Source organism: Micromonospora sp. NPDC049274 (assembly GCF_040678875.1).
Classification (GTDB): Bacteria; Actinomycetota; Actinomycetes; order Mycobacteriales; family Micromonosporaceae; genus Micromonospora.
Genome location: NZ_JBFAQS010000002.1, coordinates 545,566 through 563,307, shown reverse-complemented (window position 1 = coordinate 563,307; position 17,742 = coordinate 545,566). Strand labels below are relative to the sequence as shown.

The following is a 17,742-nucleotide window of genomic DNA, read 5'->3' as shown; positions in this document are numbered from 1 at the left end:
GCCACCCGTCGGCGGCACACCCGGCGCGCGGAGTCGCGGATCAGTCGCCCGGCAGGTCGCCGTCGTCGGTGCTGCCGTTCTGGGTGCCGCTGCCCTCGGTCGGCGCCGCCGTTGGTTGTCCAGCCGTGGCGGTGTCGGCCCGCCGTTGCAGCACGCCTCGACTGAGGTGTATCTCGATCATGTCGTACAGGACGTCCCGGATCTTCGCGTCGCCGGACTTGACCGCGGCCCCGTCCGCGCGGACCACCAGCGCGTACGCCAGGTAGTGGCCCCGGGCCTGCCAGCCGACCCGAGCCGGGGCGCTGGTCAGGACGTCAGCGTCGTCACCGGCGCTCAGACCCCGGAACCGGCCCTGCCGGTTGTCGAGGATGTGCCGGATCTGGTCCCGGACCCGTTCGGCGCTGACCTTGTCGGTGAGGTTGAACAGGCCGGCGGTGACCAGGTAGTCGCCGCCGGGTGCCCGAAGCGTCGCCCGGACGACCTGGTTGCAGCCGAGCCGGAGGAGCAGGTCGGCCACCTCGTCGGTGGCGGCGACGGCGCAACTGCCGCTGGAGTGCGTCTTGAGCACCTGGTAGGCGGGCTGGCCGTCGGCGAGCTTCAACTCCTTGCCGGGAAAGAGCTCCTTCGCGGTGAGCGGCGCCTGGTCGGTGTCCCGCGAGTCGAGGTCCTGCCGTTGCGCGGGAGCGGACGCGCCGACGTTGGGCTGGCTCGTGGCGGTGGCCTGTGGGGCGGGGTCGTCGTCCACGAGCAGCGCGGCCGCGCCCAGGCCGCAGAGCGCCAGTAGGACGAGGACGGCCGCGCCGCCGATCAGCACCTGCCAGAGCCGGCCGCCGCCACGCCGTGTGGGCGACGTTACGGCTTCAGCCGTCGTGTAGACCTGGCTGCGCGGGGCCGCGACCGGGGCGCTGACGCGGGTGACCGGTGGCACCTGGGTCGGTGGCGCCTGGTTCCGTGACTCCTGGCTCCGTGGCGCCTGGGTCGACGGCAGCAGCAGCTGGTTCGGCCGAGGCAGCGACGGGGCGGGGAAGCGTGACGGTGAGGGGCCGGCCGGCGGAGGCGGACCGGCGCCGAGCACGGCCAGGTCGGACCCGGGCTCCGGGTCCTCGAATTCGTCCTCATCGGACTCGTACCGATACACCATGTCGCCCAGAGTAGGAGCCATTGTCCCTTTAGGGGGTAATATTGGGAAATGCGGCTGCGGGCCGTGTCGGGGCCTGACCCGGCCGGTGCGAGAATTGCCGGCGTGACCGGCGACCACTACTTCACCGCTCAACCCGCCAGCGACGCACCGGCGCGCGAGGTCGAGTTCTCCGTCGCCGACCGCGACTACCAGCTCGTCTCGGCCGGCGGCGTCTTCTCCGCCAGCCGCCTCGACGCCGGCACCGCCGTACTCCTGCGCAAGGCCGAGCTGCCCGCCGCCGACACCGTCGGTGACCTCCTCGACCTCGGCTGCGGGTTCGGCCCGATCACCTGCGTGCTGGCCGACGTGGCGCCGACGAGCACGGTCTGGGCGGTCGACGTCAACGCCCGCGCACGCGAGCTGACCGCCGCCAACGCCAGGCGGATCGGCGCCGCCGACCGGGTCCGGGTGAGCGCGCCGGACGACGTGCCGGCGGACCTCCGGTTCGCCCAGCTCTGGTCCAACCCACCGATCCGCATCGGCAAGGACGAGCTGCACGAGCTGTTGCTGCGGTGGCTGCCCCGACTCGCCCCGGACGGCGTCGGCTGGCTCGTCGTCGCCCGCCACCTCGGCGGCGACTCGCTGCAGCGCTGGATCATCGACCAGGGGTGGCAGGTCGAGCGGCACGCCAGCCAGAAGGGCTTCCGGGTGCTGCGGGTCACCCGGTAATTGGATGTCCCTCCCGGCCCTCGCTGGGGCAGGATCCCCGCGTGGGATACGTGGACGTGGCAGCGGTCGGGCACATTCTGCCCGACGGTCGGGAACTCTTCGCCGACGTGTCGTTCCGGGTCGGGGAGGGCAGCAAGGTCGCCCTGGTCGGGCCGAACGGCGCGGGAAAGACGACACTGCTGCGGATGGTCGCCGGTGACCTGCCGGTGCGTACCGGTACCGTCGCGCGGGCCGGCGGGCTGGGGGTGATGCGCCAGTTCATCGGCATGATCGGCGACGAGACGACAGTGGCCGACCTGGCGCTGTCACTGGCCCCGCCGCCGCTGCGCGCGGCCGGCAGCCGGCTCGCCGAGACCGAGACGGCGATGCGGGCCGCCGAGGCCCACGGCAAGTTCAGCAACGCCGCGGGCAAGGCCCAACTGGCGTACGCCGACGCGCTCGGCGCCTGGGGCGAGGCCGGCGGGTACGACGCCGAGGTGCTCTTCGACACCGTCGCCACGATCGTGCTCCACCAGCCCTGGGACGCCGTCCGGGACCGGCCGGTGCGGACCCTGTCCGGCGGCCAGCAGAAGCGCTTCGCCCTGGAGTTGCTGCTGCGCGGCCCCGACGAGGTACTGCTGCTCGACGAGCCGGACAACTTCCTCGACGTGCCCGGCAAACGCTGGCTGGAGGCGCGACTACGCGAGTCGACGAAGTCGGTGCTCTACGTCTCGCACGACCGCGAGCTGCTGGCCCAGAGCGCCGACCGGGTGGTCGCCGTGGAGGGGGGCAGCGCCTGGGTGCACCCCGGTGGCTTCGCCAGTTGGTACGAGGCGCGGGTGGCCCGGCACGCCCGCCTCGACGAGCTGCGTCGACGCTGGGACGAGGAGCACCAGAAGCTGCGCGAGCTGATGTTGATGTACAAGCAGAAGGCCGCGTACAACGACGGGTTGGCCTCGCGCTACCAGGCCGCGCAGACCCGGTTGCGCAAGTTCGAGGAGGCCGGGCCGCCGCCCGTACCGCCGAAGGACCAGGACATCCGGATGCGGCTGACCGGCGGGCGGACCGGCAAGCGCGCGGTTGTCTGTGACCAGCTGGAGCTCGACGGCCTGACATTCCCCTTCGACCTGGAGATCTGGTACGGCGACCGGGTGGCGGTGCTCGGTGCCAACGGCACCGGCAAGTCGCACTTCCTGCGGCTGCTGGCCCGCGGCGGCACCGATCCCGACCCGGCGAACGGGCCTGTCGACGGGGCGGGTGCGCTCGCCCCGGTGACGCACGACGGCACGGCCCGGCTCGGCGCCCGGGTCCGACCCGGGCACTTCTCCCAGACCCACGATCGGCCGGAGCTGATGGCGAAGACGCTCGTCGAGATCCTGTGGCGGGGTGACGAACATCGCCAGGGGATGGACCGGCACGCGGCGATGGGCGTGCTCAGCCGCTACGAGCTGGCCGGGCAGGGCGACCAGCGCTTCGGCACCCTCTCCGGTGGGCAGCAGGCCCGATTCCTGGTGCTGCTGCTGGAGCTGTCCGGGGCGACCCTGCTGCTGCTCGACGAACCCACCGACAACCTCGACCTGGCCAGCGCGGAGGCCCTCGAAGCGGGCCTGAACGCGTTCGAGGGGACGGTGGTGGCGGTCACCCACGACAGGTGGTTCACCCGCTCCTTCGACCGGTTCGTGCTGTTTCGGGGCGACAACGAGGTGGTGGAGACCCCGGAGCCGGTCTGGGACGTGGGCTGAGCCGTCACCGGGCAGCGGTGCGCCCGGCCGGCATAGGGTGGATCTCGTGACTGAGATGACCTATCGCCGGCTGGGCGACTCCGGGCTCGTGGTGTCCGTCGTCGGAATCGGCTGCAACAACTTCGGCCGCAAGCTCGACCTCGACGGCACCCGCGCGGTGGTGGACGCCGCCCTGGACGCCGGGATCAACCTGTTCGACACCGCCGACATCTACGGCGAGCCGCAGGGCGGCTCCGAGGAGCTGCTCGGGCAGGCGCTCAAGGGACGCCGGGACGACGTGGTGGTGGCCACCAAGTTCGGCATGGACATGTTCGGCCTGAACGGGCCGGACTACGGCGCGCGGGGTGCGCGGCGCTACATCGCCCGCGCGGTGGAGGCGTCGCTGCGCCGGCTCGGCACCGACCACATCGACCTGTACCAGATGCACGAGCCCGACCCGGGCACCCCGATCGACGAGACCCTCGCGGCCCTGGACGACCTGGTCCGCGACGGCAAGGTCCGCTACCTGGGCAACTCCAACTTCGCCGGCTGGCAGATCGCCGACGCCGACTGGGTCGCCTCGTCCAACGGCCGGTCCCGCTTCATCAGCGCGCAGAACCACTACAGCCTGCTGGAGCGGTCCGTGGAGACCGAGATCATCCCGGCCTGCGAGCGGTTCGGTCTCGGCATGCTGCCGTTCTTCCCGCTCGCCAACGGCCTGCTCACCGGGAAGTACAAGCGTGACGGTCAGCCGCCGGCCGGCAGCCGGCTCTCCGGCGGTGGGCGGTACGCGGAGCGGCTCGCGGCGGCCGACTGGGACACCATCGAGGCGATCGAGGCGTACGCGGCCGAGCGGGATCTGACGATGCTCCAGGTGGCGATCGGTGGGCTGGCCGCCCAGCCGGCGGTGACCTCGGTGATCGCCGGCGCCACCACGCCCGACCAGGTGCACGCGAACGCCGCAGCCGGCACCTGGGAGCCCAGCGACGAGGATCTGGCGGCGCTGCGCGCCGTCCTCTGAGCGCGCCGGCCGCTCGGCGCGTCGTGATCCACTCGCGTTCTTGTAAAGCGGCGTGACCTGCGGTCGGGGATGGGCCGACTTCAAGGAACGCGAGTCGATCACGGGCCGGGCCGCTCGTCGCGGCCCGGCCCGGTCGTCGCAGTGGCGCTGTGCGCCGGTAGGTCAGTCGTTCGGCGTCGAGGGGCGGCGGCGGCCCCACAGCATGGCCACTCCCATCGCCGCGACGACGACCATGAGGCCGGCCGCCGCGAACGGCCACCAGTCGCCCGTCCCGCCCTCGTCCGCGGGCCGGGTCACCGCGACCGGCCTGGGCGCCGGGGGCGACTGTGCGGCCTTCGCCTGCACCGTGGCGGTGGCCTTGCCCGCCAGGGGAGCGGGGGAGTTCACAGTGACCTTCCACGTGCCGGTGGAGAGCACCGGGCCGCTGCTGTAGAAGCCCTGCCCCTCGGGCTGCGGCTCCAACTGCACCGGCCCGACCCGCTGCCCGTCCGGGCCGGTGGCGGTGAGCACCAACCGCACCACCTGGTCCAGCCGGCGACCATCGGCGTAGGTGGCCTGGATGGTGACGCCCTCGGCCCCATCGCCGGCCACCGTCAGTTTGAGCTTGTCGGCCTGGGCGGCCGCCGGGGCAGCGGAGAGCAGGGTCAGGACCAGTCCGGCGAACACGGCGGCCACCACCTTGCGGATACCCGTCACGGACATCTCCTCACTACGGATGAGGGAGGCCCCTCCCCGACACCTGAGCGTCGGGGAGGGGCCTCGATCGGATCAGAGCTGGCGACCGGGTGCCAGCCGGGTGGCGTCGCCACCGAGCCGTCCGGTGCCCTTGACCGGTTCGCCGTCGTTCGCCTTGACCCCGGCCTTGCTGGCCGTGCCGCCGAGCCGAACGATCATCGCGTCGGCGTCCCGGATCAGGACGTCCCGAACCTCGGCCTCCGGCACCAGTGTGGCGTCGGCGGCGAGGTCACGGAGTGCGGTCAACTGCTTGATCGCCTTGTTGTCGTTGCCGGCAGCCTCGGCCTGACGGGCCGCGTCGAGCTTCGCCGTCAACTGCTTGTGCGCCTTGGCCGAGAGCCGCCCCGTCGCCTTGAACCGGTCCAGCAGGTTCTGCATGTCCCGGAACGAGGTGGTGACGAAGAACCGGACCGCCGAGGTCGTCGTGTTGCCCGCCTTGTCGGTCGCGGTGACGGTCAGCTCGTGCAGGCCGAGCGGGAGCTCGTACATGGCCTGCAGGGTGCCGCTGGCGTACGCCTTGCCGTCCAGGTCGCCCACCACGGACGCGATGCCCGAGGTCGGGTCGACGGCCTGCCAGGACACCCGTACGTCCTGGCTGTCCCCGTAGAGCTGGCCGTCGGCGATCCCGGACACCAGCAGCGTCGGCTTGGTGCCGTCGATGCGCAGCACCGCCGACTTGAGCGTCTCGGCGTTGCCCGCCTTGTCGGTCGAACGGAACAGCAGCTCGTGCTGCCCGTCACCGGTCACGGAGACCGGAGCCGTGTACGGCGTCCACGCGCCGCCATCCAGCGACCACTCGACCGTCTTGACGCCGGAACCGGCGTCGGTCGAGGTCAGCACCACCGGGATGGTCCCGTTGTGCCAGCCTGCGTCGTTCGCCGGAGCGAACGTCGCAGTGGTGACCGGAGCGGTGGCGTCGATCTTGACCGAGACGGTCTTCGTCGACTCCACGTTGCCGGCCTTGTCGGTCGAGCGGTACCGCAGCTCGTGCTCGCCGTCGCCGCTCACCGCCACCGGGGCGGTGTACGCCGTCCAGGTGGTCGCCCCGTCGAGCTGGTACTCCGTACCGGCCAGACCGCTGCCGCCGGCCTCGTCGGCGGCGGTCAGGGTGACAGTCACCGGACCGGTGTACCAACCCTCGGTCGGGGTGCCGGACAGCGCAGCCGTCGTGACCGGAGCGGTCTCGTCGGTGACCACCTCGGTGCTCAGCCGGAAGTAGTCGAACGAGGCGGTCTTCGACGCCGTCTGGTTGGCGCCGAGGGTGAACAGACCGACCTTCGGGGTGGCCCCGACCGCGCTGTTGGTGAGCGCCTCCAGCGTGGTCCAGGTGGTCCCGTCGGCCGAGTACGACGCCGTGAAGGTGTCGCCCGTGCGGGCCAGCCGCAGGTGCCACACCGCCGAGGTGAGGCTTGTCGCCTCCGGCTGCGGGTTCTGGACGACGCCGCCGACCTCGCTGCGGAACTCGATCCGCCGCGTCACCGTCTGGCCGGCCTGGTTGTCCGCGATGAAGTCGAACTTCAGGTAGTTGTCGTCGTCCGCCTGCACGAGCAGACCCGCCTGCTGGTACTGCTCGTTCAGCAGGCTGCCGTCGACCTTCGTCTCCAGGGTCCAGTCGCCCGAGGGCGCGGTCTGGAGGATGAAGTTCTTCGGCCCGGTGTTGTCGGTGCCGTAGATGTCACCGTTCGGCACGTCGATCCGCAACGCGCCACCGGTGACCCGGTAACCGTTCGGGTCCTCCCGCGTCACGGCGTCCCACCGGCACTTGTCCAGCGTGTCACCCGTGAATTCGTCCGACGGGTCGACCGGGCCGGCCGGGGCGTCCGGCGTGACCACGAACGAGTCGAACGCGGCGTCGACCACTGGCGCCTCGGTGCCTCCGTTGAGCGCGAAGACCCCGATCCGCGGGTTGGTGATGCCGGCGAGCGCGGCCGAACGGCCGACCGGGCTGAACGTCTGCCCGTCGCCCGAGGCGGACGCGGTCAGGTTCGTCCCGTCGCTGGTGATCCGCAGGTACACGGTGTCACCCGCCGGTGCGGCGGTGCTGTCGCCGGCGTCGTTGCGCGGCGTGGCGGCCGTCTCCCGGATGAACTCCACCGAGCGGCTGCCGTTGTAGAGCAGGTCCACCTTGGCGTAGTTGTCGTCGTCGCCGTACACCAGCAGGCCCGCCTGCTGGTAGTTGGCCGTCACCGGCAGAGTGACCTTGGTGGTCATCTCCCAGGCGCCGGTCGGCGCCGCCTGGAGGACCAGGTTGGTGGCGTCGTTGCGTGCGCCGTAGAGGTCGCCCACCCCGGTGGGCAGCCGCAGCGCGCCATCCGACACCGAGTAGAGCTGGTTCTCCCGGACCACGCTGGTCCACCGGCCCTTGTCGAGGCTGGTGCCGTTGAAGTCGTCCGAACGCGCCCCGAAGCAGGACGTGTCCGGCGCGTTCACCCGCACCGGCACCGTGGCGTACGACTTGGCACCCTTGCTGTCGGTCACCGTGAGGGTGGCCGTGAAGGCACCCACGCTCGTGTACGTGTGGCTGGCGTCCAGGGTGGACGCCGTGCCGCCGTCACCGAAGTCCCAGGCGTACGTCAGCGGGGTGTCGCCCTCGGCGTCGGTGGCCGTGCCGTCGAACTCGACGGTGACCGGCACGGTGCCGGTGGCCGGGGTCGCGGTGGCGGTGACCACCGGCGGCCCGTTCTCGGTGACGCCGCGGCCGACGAAGTCCATCCAGTTGACATTGAACAGCGAACCGGTTCCGCCGTTCGGATCGCGGGCCACGAAGTACAGCGATCCGCTCGCGGGACCTGTCACAGGCGCGCTCACGTCCGTGTACGTCTGCCACGCGCCGGTCGTCGGAACGATGGCCGTGGCCACTACCGGTCCGTCGACGGCGCCCGCGTGGACCTCGATCCGACCGCCGGCGGCGGCCGAGGCGGCCCGGAACCGGATCTCGGTGATGTTCGTCAGGTCCGCCGGGACGACCGACCACCAGTCGCCGTCCTCGATGAACGCGATGCTCTGGCCGCCACCGGCGGTGTCGGCCCCGGCCTCGCGCTGCACGCCTGCGTCTCCGCCGCCGGTGCCGCCCGGCACCCGCCCGGTGGCCGTGAAGTACTCGGCCTGCTTCTGCTTGGGCTGCAGGATCTCGATGTCCCGGCCGGTGAGCGCGCCCGCGCCGCCGGCACCACCGTCGTCGGTGTAGGTGGCCTCGAAGACCGCGAAGACGTTCGCCTCGGCGCCATGCCCGGAGGCGAGCGACGTCTGGACCGTGCCGGTGCAGCCGGTGTGCTGCTCCAGCGGGTGGGCGTGCTCGTCGTGACCGAGCAGCACCTGGAGGTTCACCCGGTCGCAGTCGATCTGCCCGTCCTCGGGGTCGGTCACCTTGACCGTGTAGCGGACCTGGTCACCCCAGTTGAAGAAGCCACCGTCCGGCGGGAACTCGATGCTCACCGTCGGTGCGGTGTTGCCCACGGTGACCGGCACGTTGGCCACCGCGGTACGGCCCTTCGGGTTGGTCACGGTGAGCTGGGCGGTGTAGTTGCCCGCCGTGGCGTACGTGTGCGTCGGGTTGGCCTCGGTGGAGGTCTGCCCGTCGCCGAAGGTCCAGGAGTAGGTGAGCGCGCCGCCGTCCGGGTCCCGGGAGCCAGTGCTGGAGAAGGTGACAGTCAGCGGCGCCGGGCCCGAGGTCGGGTTGGCGGACGCCGCGGCGATCGGCGCGAGGTCACCGGCGGTGTAGTCGATCCGGTAGATGCCGGAGTCGTCGTTGTTACCGCCGAACCCGGTGCCCCACTCGATCAGGTAGAGCGCGCCGTCCGGACCGAACTCGAAGTCCATCGGCCGGATCATCTTCATGCCGGTGAGCAGCTGGTTGATGTCCACCAACGACTTGCCGTCGGCGGTCATCTGCATCGTGTACATCTTGTTCTGGTTCCACTCGCCGAGCAGCGCCTTGCCGTCGTAGTAGGCCGGCCACTTGCGCGGGGAGTCGAGGTCGGCGTCGTACCGGTAGGCCGGGCCGCCCATCGGGGCGCCACCGCCACCGATCTCCGGATACCGCGCGTCACCGGCGTAGCCGTAGTCGACGGTGGCCGGGACGACAGGCGGGAGGTTGGTCAGGCCCGTGTTGTTGGGCGAGTTGTTCACCGGCGCCGCGCAGTCGAACTTCGGCCCGCTCGGGCCGGACGGGAACGTGTAGTCGTTGTACGCCTCGTTCGTCCCGGTGCAGTACGGCCAGCCGTAGTTGCCGGGGGTGACGACGTTCCACTCGACCAGGCCACGGGGGCCCCGGTCCGGGTTGTTCGCGTTGGCGTCCGGCCCGTAGTCCCCGACGTACAGCGTGTCGGTCTTCGGGTCGGTGCCGATCCGGAACGGGTTGCGGAAGCCCATCGCGTAGATCTCGGGACGGGTCTTCGCGGTGCCCGGCGCGAACAGGTTGCCCGTCGGAACGGTGTACGTCCCGTCGTCCTCCGGGTGGATCCGGATCACCTTGCCGCGCAGGTCGTTCGTGTTCGCGGAGGTGCGCTGCGAGTCGTAGTCCTGACGGCCCGCCCGCTCGTCCAGCGGCGCGTACGCGTTCGACTCGAACGGGTTGGTGTTGTCGCCGGTGGCCAGGTAGAGGTTGCCGGCGCTGTCGAAGGTCATGCTGCCGCCCGCGTGGCAGCAGGTGTTGCGCTGGGTGTCGACCCGCAGCACCTGCTTCTCGCTCGCCGGGTCGATGGTGTCGCCGGTCACCGTGAACCGGGACAGCAGGTTGCGCGTGACGCCGTCGTTCGGGGCGTAGTAGAGATACACCCACTTGTTGGTGGCGAAGTCCGGGTCGAGCCGGATGCCGATGAGGCCGTCCTCGTTGCCGGTGAAGACGTCCAGGTCGACGGCGGTGACGGTGCTACCGGTGTCCGGCTTGATGATCTGCACCCGGCCGTCGCGCTCGATGTAGAAGACCCGGCCGTCGGGCGCGATGTCCAGCTCCATCGGATTACTGGTGTTGCTGTCCAGGGTGATCTTCTCGAAGCTGGAGGTCTTCGAGGCGCCGCAGTCGGCGTCGACCACGCCGGCCGCCGTCTGGATGCCGCCGAGCAGGTGCTTGAGGAATTCGGGCTCGGCGTACGACTCCCGGGTGTGCCCGCCCCCCGTGTACCAGGAGCGGCCACCGTCGAAGTCCTGGCACCACGCGGTCGGGTGGTCGGCGCCCATCGCGCCGGCGCCCGGGGTGTAGCTCTTCTCGTCCAGGCTGGCCAGCACGTGCACGTCCGGCCGGGGGTTGGTCTGGAAGTTGTACCACTCGTCGAAGCGGGACCAGCGGTCCGGCAGTCCGGCGGTGGACGGGTGGGCATGGTCCTCCACCTTGACGGTGGCCTGCTGGTTCTGGGGGTGGTTGGCGAAGTACGCGCCGACCAGTTCGCCGTACCAGGCCCAGCTGTATTCGGTGTCCGAGGCGGCGTGGACGCCTGCGTAACCGCCGCCGGCCTTCACGTACCGCTCGAAGGCCGCCTGCTGGTCGGCGTCGAGGACGTCACCGGTGGTGGAGAGCCAGATCACGGCCTTGTACTTGGCGAGGTTGGCGTCGTTGAACGCGGCGCCGTCCTCGGTGGTGTCCACAGTGAACCCGTTGGCCGCGCCGAGTTGCTGGATGGCGGCGATGCCTGTGGGAATTGCGTCGTGCCGGAAGCCTGCGGTCTTCGAGAAGACCAGGACGGAGTAGGGGTCGGCCGCTGCGGCCTTCGGCGCCTTCGGCGCCACCTGGGAGAGCGGAGCCGCGACAGGCACGTCTCGCGCGGGGATCTGCGCTCCGGCCGGAGCGGCCTGCGCCGGCGACCCGAGCAGGGTCGTCGAGGCGAGCGCTAGGGAGAGCAGGGTAGCGGTGAGTGGTAAACGGGCACGACGAGAACGGGACACGCCGCCTCCAATGTCGCGGTGGACAGGAATCGCGGGGGCCGGCTCGCCGAAGACCGTCCCGGATGGAGCCGGTGGGGACGCCGTGCCAGGGCGTCCACGCCGGCATTTTGTCGAATCGCTGAACAAATTAATTCTGGTGTATCGATGTCGGGCAAGATGCCGGCGGGTAACGGTTCTGCAACGGCGGGCGACATTCCGAACAGGACCGGAGAAAGCGCCCCATCGATGGAGCCGTGGTGGCCGACGACCCCTCCCTTGGCAGACCCGGGGATCTGTCGTACGGTGACACGCAAGTAACCCACGGGAGCCCGGTGTACCGGGCTGAGAGGGGGGCTGACAGCCCCCGACCGTCGAACCTGATCCGGGTAATGCCGGCGCAGGGAGGAGCGTTGCCGTGCCGTCCCTTGGACGACTGCATCTGATCACCGACACCCGACCCGGGCGCGATCCACTCACAGTGGTCCGGGCCGCCCTCGCGGCGGCCCGCGCCGACCTCGTCGTGCAGGTCCGGGTGGAGGACTCCGCGACCGACCGCGAGGCGTACGACCTGGCCGGCCGGGTGTTGGCGCTCTGCGCCCCGTACGGAGCGACCTGCCTGGTCAACGACCGGCTGCACGTGGCGCTCGCGGTGGGCGCCGCTGGAGGGCACGTCGGGGCCGACGACCTGCCGGTCGCCGCCGCCCGGCACGTGCTCGGCCCGACCGGCGTGCTCGGCGCCACCGCACGCGCACCGCAGACGGCGGTCGCGGCGGTTGCCGCGGGCGCCACCTACCTGGGCGTCGGACCGTGCCACGCCACCACCACCAAGGACGGCCTGCCGGATCCCATCGGGCCCACCGGTGTGCGCGCCGTCGCCGACGCCGTCGACGTGCCGGTCATCGCGATCGGCGGGGTGACCGCCGACCGGGTGCCGGCGCTGCGGGCCGCCGGGGCGTACGGGGTGGCCGTGGTCGGTGCGCTCTCCGCCGCCGCCGACCCGGCCGGCGCCACCGCCGAGCTGCTCCGGGCCCTGGCGTGACGGGATCGGCCGCCCCCACCGTCGACGTAGCGGTGGTGGGCGCGGGGCCGATCGGGCTCGCGATCGCCTGGCGCTGCGCCACGCGCGGACTACGGGTGGCGGTGCACGACCCGGCCCCCGGGTCGGGGGCGTCGGCGGTCGCCGCCGGAATGCTCTCCCCGGTCGCCGAGGCGTACTTCGGTGAGCGGCGGCTGACCGAGCTGCTGGTGGCGTCCGCCGCCCGCTGGCCCGGGTTCGCCGCCGAGCTGACCGAGGCGAGCGGCACCGAGATCGGCTACCGCACCGAGGGCACCCTGATGGTCGGGCTGACCGGCGACGACCTGGCCGAGGCGCGCCGGCTGTGGGCGTACCAACAGGGGTTGGGTCTGCCGGTGACCCCGCTGCGCCCCAGCGAGCTGCGCGACCGCGAACCGGCGCTCGCCCCTCGGGTGCGCGGCGGCGCGTTCGCGCCCACCGACCACCAGGTCGACCCCCGGCTGCTGGTGCCGGCACTGCGCACGGCCGCGCAGCGGGCCGGCGCGGCGTTCGTGCCGCGGCCGGTCCGGAAGCTGTCCGATGTGGACGCGCGACTCACCGTGGTCGCCGCCGGCTGCGGGGCCGCCGTGCTCACCGGCCTGCCCGTGCGGCCGGTGAAGGGCCAGATCCTGCGGCTGCGCGCGCCCGGCGGCGTCACGCCGGGCTTCCGGCACGTGATCCGGGGGTACGCCGACGGCGAGCACGTGTACCTGGTGCCCCGCGCCGACGGCGAGGTGGTCCTCGGCGCGACCGTCGAGGAGCGTTCCGACACCACTGTCACCGCCGGCGCCGTGCAGCGGCTGCTGCGTGCCGGCGTCGACCTGCTGCCCGAGCTGACCGAGTACGACCTGGTCGAGGCGGTCGCCGGTCTGCGGCCCGGCACTCCGGACAACGCGCCGATCCTCGGGCCGCTGCCCGGTCGGCCGGATGTGCTGGTCGCCACCGGTCACCACCGGCACGGCATCGTGCTCACCCCGATCACCGCCGACACGATCGCCGACCTGGTGACCACAGGCGTGCCCGACCCGCTGCTCGCATCCTTCGGCGCGGGCCGATTCACCGACACGCCACCGCCCGGATCCGGCGACGTGGGCCGGTTCGCTGACACGCCACCGGTCCGTCCCGGCGACGTGGCGCGGCCCGGCGCGGGTGACCTGGGCGGACGCCGGTGCGCCGTCGCGTCGTCGGCCGGGATCGACGACGTGATGCCGGCTGGCGCGGGGGACCCGAGCGGACCTGCACGAACGACCGAGGAGGACCTGTGGAGTTGACGGTGAACGGGACCGGGCGCAGCGTCCCCGGCGGCGCGTCGGTGGCCGACGTCGTCCGTGACGTCGCCCCGCACCAGCGTGGCGTCGCGGTCGCGGTCAACGGCGAGGTGGTGCCCCGGGCCGGCTGGCCGGTCACTGTGCTGCGCGACGGCGACCGCGTCGAGGTGCTCACCGCCGCGCAGGGCGGGTGAGCGGCGTGTCGTTCGACCTGGGTGGGGTGGCCTTCACGTCGCGGCTGATTCTCGGCACCGGCGGCGCCGCGAACCTGCACGTTCTGGAACAGGCGATCCGGGCGTCCGGCACGGAGCTGGTCACGCTGGCGCTGCGCCGGGTGGACACCGCCCCGGGCACCGCCGGAGGGCTGCTCGACCTGATGGACCGGTGCGGGGTGCGGCTGCTGCCGAACACCGCCGGCTGCCACACCGCCACCGAGGCGGTGAAGGTGGCCCGGCTGGCGCGCGACGCGTTCGACACCGACTGGGTCAAGCTGGAGGTGATCGGCGACGAACGGACACTGCTGCCCGACGGCGTGGAACTGCTCCGCGCCGCCGAGGAACTGGTCGCCGACGGCTTCACGGTGCTGCCGTACACCAGTGACGACCCGGTGCTCGCCCGCCGCCTCGCCGATGTGGGGTGCGCCGCGGTGATGCCTGCCGGCGCGCCGATCGGCTCGGGGCTCGGAATCGGCAACCCGCACCACATCCGGCTGATCCGTCAGAGCGTGGACGTGCCCGTGATCCTGGACGCCGGCATCGGCACGGCTTCCGACGCGGCCCTGGCCATGGAGCTGGGCTGCGACGCGGTCCTGCTGGCCAGCGCGGTGACCCGGGCCGCCGACCCGGTGGCGATGGCGACGGCGATGCGGTACGCGGTCGAGGCCGGTCGGCTGGCCGCCGGTGCGGGTCGGATCGCCCGTCGCTTCCACGCCCTCGGATCCACCCCCGACGAGGGAAGACCAGACCTGTGACCGGGCGGACGGGCTCGGCGGCGCCGACGGGCTCAGTGACTCCAGATCTTGGTACGAAACGGCCCTCGGAGGGGCGCTTTCTCACCAAGATCTCGGCGATCCGGGGGATCGTCGTGCTGACCGACCGCCGGCAGGCACGGCGACCACTTGTTGACGTCGTGGCGGCCGCCGTGGCCGGAGGAGTGCGGGCCGTTCTGCTGCGCGAGAAGGACCTGCCCCGAGCGGAGCGTGCCGCCCTCGCGGTCGATCTGCGCCCGATCCTCACGGAGGCGGGCGGGACGTTGATCGTGGCCGGCCCGGATCCGCTCGACGGCGACGCCGTGCACTTGCCGGCCGCCGGTCCCTACCCACCACCGCGGTGCGGCCTCGTCGGCCGCTCCTGCCACGACGAGGCGGAGTTGCTCCGACTCACGAGTGAGGACTACGTCACCCTGTCGCCCGTCTTCCCGAGCCGCAGCAAACCCGGCTATGGCCCGCCCCTGCGACCCGACGGTCTCGCGAGCCTGATCCGGCGTAGCCCGGTGCCGGTCCTGGCCCTCGGGGGAGTGGAGACACCAGAGCAGGTAAGGGCCTGCGTCCGTGCAGGAGCCGCAGGGGTGGCAGTGCTGGGCGCGATCATGCGAGCCAAAGACCCCACCGAAACAGCCGCCACACTCTGCGGCGCCTTTCGAGAGGCGGTCACCCCCAAGCTGCCCGAAAGCTGGCACGGGCTCATGGAGGTCTCCCGGTCAGGGCTGCGGCCGACCGTGCCCACGCAGGGATCAAGCCTGACCGCCCGGAGTGGGCACGGGCGGCCGCAGCCCCAAACCCCAACCACATACAGCCAGACCGCAACCGAGGAAAGCCCGTGACCCCGAAGACCATCCTCACCATCGCCGGCTCCGACTCCGGCGGCGGCGCTGGCATCCAGGCCGACCTGAAGGTCTTCGCGGCGCTCGGGGCGTACGGAACCAGCGTCCTCACGGCGGTCACCGCCCAGAACACCCGTGGCGTCGATGCCGTCCTGCCGCTGCCGCCGCGCACGGTCACCGAGCAGTTGGACAGCGTCCTCGCCGACTTCACGGTGAGCGCGGTCAAGACGGGAATGCTCGGCACGCCCGCCGTCGCCGATGCGGTGGCCCAGGCCGCCCGGGACGGCCGGCTGCCCCAACTCGTCGTCGATCCGGTGCTGGTCGCCACGAGCGGCCACCGGCTCGGCGTGGTGGGCGCGGTGGAGCGGCTGCTTCCGTACGCCCGGGTGGCGACGCCGAACTGCGCGGAGGCCGCGGCCATCACCGGACGCGGAGTGGACGACGTGGCCGGGATGGTCGTCGCCGCGGAGGCCCTTGCCGCCGGCGGCCCGGAGTACGTGGTGGTCACCGGCGGTGACCTCGGTGGGGACGAAGCGGTCGACGTGCTGCACGGGGACGGCGTCACGACCGTGCTGCGCGGGCCACGGGTGGACACCCGGCACACCCACGGCACCGGGTGCTCGTTCTCGGCGGCGATCGCCGTGCGGCTCGCGCTGGGCGATCCGGTGCCGGCGGCGGTCGGGGCCGCCAAGGAGTACGTGCTCGGCGCGCTGTCCGGCGCGCGGGGTTGGGAGCTGGGCGCGGGGCGCGGGCCGCTGGATCACTTCGGCTGGTCCGCCTGATCACCAGGGAGGTTGTCATGCAGGCACGAGGCAAGGTGTACGTCGAGGGGTCACGGCCGGATGTGCGGGTGCCGTTCGCCGAGGTGGCGCTGACCGGGGACCTACCGCCGGTGCGGCTCTACGACACGTCCGGCCCGGGGTCGGACCCCGAGGTGGGGTTGCCCGCGATGCGCGGACCGTGGATCGCCGAACGGGGTGACGTGGCGCCGGTGCGGGGCGCGGGTACGCCGCTCGCCGGTGTGGACGGACGTCGTCCGACGCAGCTGGCGTACGCGCGGGCCGGTGTGGTGACGCCGGAGATGGAGTTCGTGGCGATCCGGGAGAACGTCGACCCGGAACTCGTGCGGGCCGAGATCGCCGCCGGTCGGGCGGTGCTGCCGCTCAACGTCAACCACCCGGAGTGCGAGCCGGCGATCATCGGTAAGGCGTTCCTGGTCAAGGTGAACGCCAACATCGGCACGTCGGCGGTCAGCTCGTCGGTCGCCGAGGAGGTGGAGAAGCTCACCTGGGCCACCCGCTGGGGCGCCGACACCGTGATGGACCTGTCCACCGGCAAGCGGATCCACGAGACCCGCGAGGCGATCGTGCGGAACTCGCCGGTCCCGATCGGTACGGTGCCCATCTACCAGGCCCTGGAGAAGGTCGGCGGCGACCCGGTGAAGCTGAGCTGGGAGGTCTTCCGGGAGACCGTGATCGAGCAGGCCGAGCAGGGCGTCGACTACATGACTGTGCACGCGGGGGTGCTGCTGCCGTACGTGCCGCTGGCCGTGGACCGGGTCACCGGGATCGTCTCCCGGGGCGGCTCGATCATGGCGGCGTGGTGCCTGGCCCATCACGAGGAGAACTTCCTCTACACCAACTTCGCCGAGCTGTGTGCACTGCTGGCGAAGTACGACGTGACGTTCTCCCTGGGTGACGGGCTGCGCCCCGGCTCGATCGCGGACGCCAACGACGAGGCGCAGTTCGCCGAGCTGCGTACGCTCGGCGAGCTGACGAAGATCGCCTGGGAGTACGACGTCCAGGTGATGATCGAGGGCCCCGGCCACGTGCCCATGCACAAGATCAAGGAGAACGTGGACCTCCAGCAGGAGTGGTGCCACGAGGCGCCGTTCTACACGCTCGGTCCGCTGACCACCGACATCGCGCCCGCGTACGACCACATCACCTCGGCGATCGGCGCCGCGATGATCGGCATGTTCGGCACCGCGATGCTCTGCTACGTCACGCCGAAGGAGCACCTCGGCCTGCCGGACCGCGACGACGTGAAGGCGGGCGTGATCGCGTACAAGATCGCGGCGCACGCGGCGGACCTGGCCAAGGGCCACCCCGGCGCGCAGGAGTGGGACGACGCGCTGTCGAAGGCGCGGTTCGAGTTCCGCTGGGAGGACCAGTTCAACCTCTCGCTGGACCCGGAGACGGCGCGGTCGTACCACGACGCGACACTGCCCGCCGAGCCGGCGAAGACGGCGCACTTCTGCTCGATGTGCGGCCCGAAGTTCTGCTCCATGAAGATCACCCAAGAGCTCAAGGAGTACGCGGCCCGCGGCATGAAGGACAAGTCGGAGGAGTTCGTCTCCGGGGGCGGCAAGGTCTATCTGCCGCTCGCCTGACCTGGTGCAGCATGATCGACTCGGGTTCACGGAAGTCGGGGTG

At 71.9% G+C, this 17,742-nt stretch carries 13 protein-coding genes and 1 riboswitch; of the genes, 10 read left to right on the top strand and 3 right to left on the bottom strand.

The window, feature by feature from the left end; all coding sequences use genetic code 11:
• Positions 1-40: 40 nt before the first annotated feature.
• On the bottom strand, positions 41-1,141 hold the full coding sequence (locus tag AB0K10_RS06160) for a hypothetical protein (protein ID WP_363680445.1): 1,101 nt from the start codon (positions 1,139-1,141) through the stop codon (positions 41-43).
• A 102-nt stretch (positions 1,142-1,243) separates the two neighbouring features.
• Between AB0K10_RS06160 and AB0K10_RS06155 the strand changes: the two genes are divergently transcribed.
• The 3 genes from AB0K10_RS06155 to AB0K10_RS06145 are packed head-to-tail and all read left to right on the top strand — an operon-like array spanning position 1,244 to position 4,570.
• A complete protein-coding gene (locus tag AB0K10_RS06155; RefSeq protein ID WP_363680443.1) occupies positions 1,244-1,849 on the top strand; it encodes a methyltransferase in 606 nt (201 codons plus the stop codon).
• A 41-nt stretch (positions 1,850-1,890) separates the two neighbouring features.
• On the top strand, positions 1,891-3,570 hold the full coding sequence (locus AB0K10_RS06150; protein ID WP_363680441.1) for an ATP-binding cassette domain-containing protein: 1,680 nt from the start codon (positions 1,891-1,893) through the stop codon (positions 3,568-3,570).
• 37 nt (positions 3,571-3,607) lie between these two features.
• Positions 3,608-4,570, top strand: a complete 963-nt coding sequence (locus tag AB0K10_RS06145; RefSeq protein WP_363680439.1) for an aldo/keto reductase — start codon at positions 3,608-3,610, stop codon at positions 4,568-4,570.
• Positions 4,571-4,732: 162 nt separating this feature from the next.
• Here the strand turns inward: AB0K10_RS06145 and AB0K10_RS06140 are convergent, their stop codons facing one another.
• Positions 4,733-5,272, bottom strand: coding sequence for a hypothetical protein (locus AB0K10_RS06140; RefSeq protein ID WP_363680437.1), 540 nt, complete (start codon positions 5,270-5,272; stop codon positions 4,733-4,735).
• Positions 5,273-5,338: 66 nt separating this feature from the next.
• Positions 5,339-11,185: a ThuA domain-containing protein gene (locus AB0K10_RS06135; RefSeq protein WP_363680435.1), complete on the bottom strand. Its 5,847-nt coding sequence runs from the start codon at positions 11,183-11,185 to the stop codon at positions 5,339-5,341.
• Positions 11,186-11,475: 290 nt separating this feature from the next.
• A riboswitch (TPP riboswitch) is annotated at positions 11,476-11,585 on the top strand.
• Between AB0K10_RS06135 and thiE the strand changes: the two genes are divergently transcribed.
• The 7 genes from thiE (at position 11,580) to thiC (ending at position 17,699) form a co-directional block, all read left to right on the top strand.
• On the top strand, positions 11,580-12,203 hold the full coding sequence (gene thiE / locus AB0K10_RS06130) for a thiamine phosphate synthase (protein ID WP_363680433.1): 624 nt from the start codon (positions 11,580-11,582) through the stop codon (positions 12,201-12,203). It overlaps the preceding riboswitch by 6 nt.
• A complete protein-coding gene (gene thiO, locus AB0K10_RS06125) occupies positions 12,200-13,489 on the top strand; it encodes a glycine oxidase ThiO (protein ID WP_363680432.1) in 1,290 nt (429 codons plus the stop codon). The genes thiE and thiO overlap by 4 nt, the downstream gene beginning before the upstream one ends.
• The gene (gene thiS, locus AB0K10_RS06120; RefSeq protein ID WP_363680430.1) at positions 13,480-13,680 is read left to right on the top strand and encodes a sulfur carrier protein ThiS; all 201 of its coding nucleotides are present in this window, start codon (positions 13,480-13,482) and stop codon (positions 13,678-13,680) included. The genes thiO and thiS overlap by 10 nt, the downstream gene beginning before the upstream one ends.
• On the top strand, positions 13,677-14,456 hold the full coding sequence (locus AB0K10_RS06115; protein WP_363680428.1) for a thiazole synthase: 780 nt from the start codon (positions 13,677-13,679) through the stop codon (positions 14,454-14,456). The genes thiS and AB0K10_RS06115 overlap by 4 nt, the downstream gene beginning before the upstream one ends.
• Before the next feature lie 89 nt (positions 14,457-14,545).
• On the top strand, positions 14,546-15,307 hold the full coding sequence (locus AB0K10_RS06110) for a thiamine phosphate synthase (RefSeq protein ID WP_363680537.1): 762 nt from the start codon (positions 14,546-14,548) through the stop codon (positions 15,305-15,307).
• Complete coding sequence (gene thiD, locus AB0K10_RS06105; protein WP_363680426.1) at positions 15,304-16,089, top strand: bifunctional hydroxymethylpyrimidine kinase/phosphomethylpyrimidine kinase; 786 nt, start codon at positions 15,304-15,306, stop codon at positions 16,087-16,089. Before AB0K10_RS06110 ends, thiD begins: the two co-directional genes overlap by 4 nt.
• 17 nt (positions 16,090-16,106) lie before the next feature.
• A complete protein-coding gene (thiC, locus tag AB0K10_RS06100) occupies positions 16,107-17,699 on the top strand; it encodes a phosphomethylpyrimidine synthase ThiC (RefSeq protein ID WP_363680424.1) in 1,593 nt (530 codons plus the stop codon).
• The last annotated feature ends 43 nt before the right edge of the window (positions 17,700-17,742 follow it).

Bases quoted from the DNA above. Each gene is read 5' to 3' on its own strand.
- AB0K10_RS06140 (WP_363680437.1), bottom strand. From the start codon at position 5,272: ATGTCCGTGACGGGTATCCGCAAGGTGGTGGCCGCCGTGTTCGCCGGA.
- AB0K10_RS06160 (WP_363680445.1), bottom strand. From the start codon at position 1,141: ATGGTGTATCGGTACGAGTCCGATGAGGACGAATTCGAGGACCCGGAG.
- thiC (WP_363680424.1), top strand. From the start codon at position 16,107: ATGCAGGCACGAGGCAAGGTGTACGTCGAGGGGTCACGGCCGGATGTG.